Genomic DNA, 2,594 nt, shown 5'->3' with positions numbered 1-2,594 from the left:
CGCTCACCGAGCACCCGGGCGCAGGCCAGGGCCGCGGAGGCCGGGTCGTCCATCGGCCGGGGCGCGCCGAACACCACGAGCGCGGCGTCGCCGAGGAAGCTGTCCACGATGCCGTCATACTCCTCGACCGTCTCCACGACCACCCGGAAGAACCGGTTGAGGACGTCGACGACCTCCGACGCCTCGGACCGCACCGCCATCTCCGTGGACCCGATGATGTCGACGAAGACGACGCCGACCTGGGAGGCGCTGCCGCCCAGTTCGGGGTCCCGCTCCTCGGCCGCCTCCGCGACGTCGCGACCCACGTGGCGGCCGAACAGATCCCGGAGCCGTTCGCGTTCCTGGAGCCCGGCCGCCATCCGGTTGAACCCGCGCTGGAGCTCGCCGAGTTCCGTGCCGTCGTAGACCACCACCCGCCGGGAGAGCGTGCCGTCCGTGACGTCCTCCATGGCCCAGCGGAGACTGCGTAGCGGGCCGAGGACCGACCCCGTGCCCAGCGAGACGAGCAGGAATCCGGCGAGGAGCGAGGTGGCGCCGAGCACGATCACGATGACGGCGAGGCGTTCCAGCGACAGGGCCCGGCCCGCCAACGTGTAGATCGCCACGATGATCAGTCCCGCGATCGGCACCCCGCTGCCGACCGCCCAGGCCACGCGGAGCCGCGTCATGGCACCCAGGAACCGGCCGCGGGGGACCGGACCGTCGGCCAGGGCGACCGCGGCGACGGGACGCAGTCCGAAGTCCGCGAAGAGGAACGCCACACCGCAGACGACCATCCCGGAGAAGACGATCGTGAACCCGACCGACGGGATCGCCTCGGGGTCGATCACCCCGAAGGCGGGCGTGACCACGGCCGCGCCGAGCAGCCACAGGAACGCCTGGATCAGCGTCATCCGGCCGGGCAACCGGAGGGTCCACACCCGCTCGCGGTCCGTGGGTTCGCGGCCGTCGAGGAACCACCCGACACGCCGGTGGACCGCTCCACGCACCCAGATCGTCCCCACGATCGTCGCCAGCGCCACATACACCGGGACGACGATCGCGGTGGGGACCATGAACTCACGGGAGGGGAGGGTGGGACCCGGGAGGACGAAGAGGATCAGCACAGCGGCGACGGCCACGCCGACGAGGTTGGAGCCCAGCAGCGTCAGTACGAGCAGGACCCGGACGCGCAGGGTTCTCAGGCGCGGCGACTCGGTCTCCCGCCCGAGCAGCACCGAGCCCAGTTCCGGGCGCCGCAGCAGGGACAGGTCGAGTCGCACGGTCAACATCGTGCCATCTGCGCGCCAGGAAGTGACGACCTCGTCACACTCGGGCCGGGAACAGTGGCCGAGGGCCCGCCGGGGCGTAGGGTGGGCGAGTCGGCCCGCACCACTCTTGCCTCGGGCCGAATCGGATGTCGACCTCCCGTGGTCGCGCACCGGGCGCGTCGCCTCCGAGCGACGTGGCACCCCAGGAGCGCGCCGGGCAAGACGCCCCATCTATGTACGGAGATTCCTCCCTTGTCACGTTCCTTCGCCGATCTCGGCGTTCCTTCATCCCTGCTCGACGTCCTCACGGGCGTCGACATCGTCACCCCCACCCCCATCCAGTCGGCGACGCTGCCCGACGCGATGTCCGGACGCGACGTCCTGGGCCGCGGCCGCACCGGCTCCGGCAAGACCTACGCGTTCTGCCTCCCGCTGGTCACCCGCCTGGCCGCCTCCGCGCCCGCCGGCGGCCGACGTAAGCGCAACTCCCCCCGCGGGCTCATCCTGGCCCCCACCCGCGAGCTCGCCCGTCAGATCGACGAGACCCTCGCGCCGCTGGCCAAGGCGATGGGCCTCAAGACCACCGTGATCTTCGGCGGCGTCTCACAGGGTCGCCAGGTCAGCGCGCTCGACCAGGGCGTCGACATCGTGGTGGCCTGCCCGGGCCGGCTCGAGGACCTCATGGGCCAGAAGCACTGCCGCATGGACTCGATCGAGGTCAGCGTCCTCGACGAGGCCGACCACATGGCCGACCTCGGCTTCCTCCCGGGAGTCACCCGGATCCTGGCGGCCACGCCTCAGGGTGCCCAGCGCCTGCTGTTCTCCGCGACGCTGGACCAGGGTGTGGACAAGCTGGTCCGCAAGTTCCTCGACAACCCGGTCGTGCACGAGGTCGACGACGGCTCCGCCACCCCCGGCGCGACCGCGCACCACGTCTTCCACGTGGACCCGGACGACCGCGTCCGCGCACTGGCGGACCTCGCCGGCGTGAACGAGCGGACCGTCATGTTCACCCGTACCAAGCACGGCGCCAAGCGCCTGGCCAAGCAGCTCTCCGGGCGCGGCGTGACCAGCGTGGACCTGCACGGCAACCTGTCGCAGAACGCACGCGTGCGCAACCTCGACGCGTTCTCCTCCGGCCAGGCGAGCGTGCTCGTGGCCACCGACATCGCCGCGCGCGGCATCCACGTCGACGACGTGGGGCTGGTCGTCCACGCCGATCCGCCCGCCGAGCACAAGGCGTACGTGCACCGCTCGGGCCGGACCGCACGCGCGGGTGCCGTCGGCACCGTGGTCACCGTGGCCACCTCCGACCAGGTCCGTGAGGTGCGCTCGCTGCTGCGG

General features: G+C 71.8%; 2 protein-coding genes. One reads left to right on the top strand and one right to left on the bottom strand.

Annotation, left to right across the window (positions count from 1 at the left end; genetic code table 11):
• Window positions 1-1,271 (bottom strand): adenylate/guanylate cyclase domain-containing protein (locus tag G6021_RS13205; protein WP_182641488.1); only part of this gene is annotated, 1,271 nt, incomplete at its 3' end.
• A 231-nt stretch (window positions 1,272-1,502) separates the two neighbouring features.
• Here G6021_RS13205 and G6021_RS13200 point away from each other — a divergent pair.
• The coding region (locus tag G6021_RS13200; protein WP_182641487.1) for a DEAD/DEAH box helicase at window positions 1,503-2,594 on the top strand (1,092 nt) is incomplete at its 3' end.

This window comes from Dietzia sp. CW19, assembly GCF_014145265.1.
Taxonomy (GTDB): Bacteria; Actinomycetota; Actinomycetes; order Mycobacteriales; family Mycobacteriaceae; genus Dietzia; species Dietzia natronolimnaea.
The sequence above is the reverse complement of the archived record's forward strand: the minus strand, read 5'-3'. Positions and strand labels throughout refer to the sequence as shown.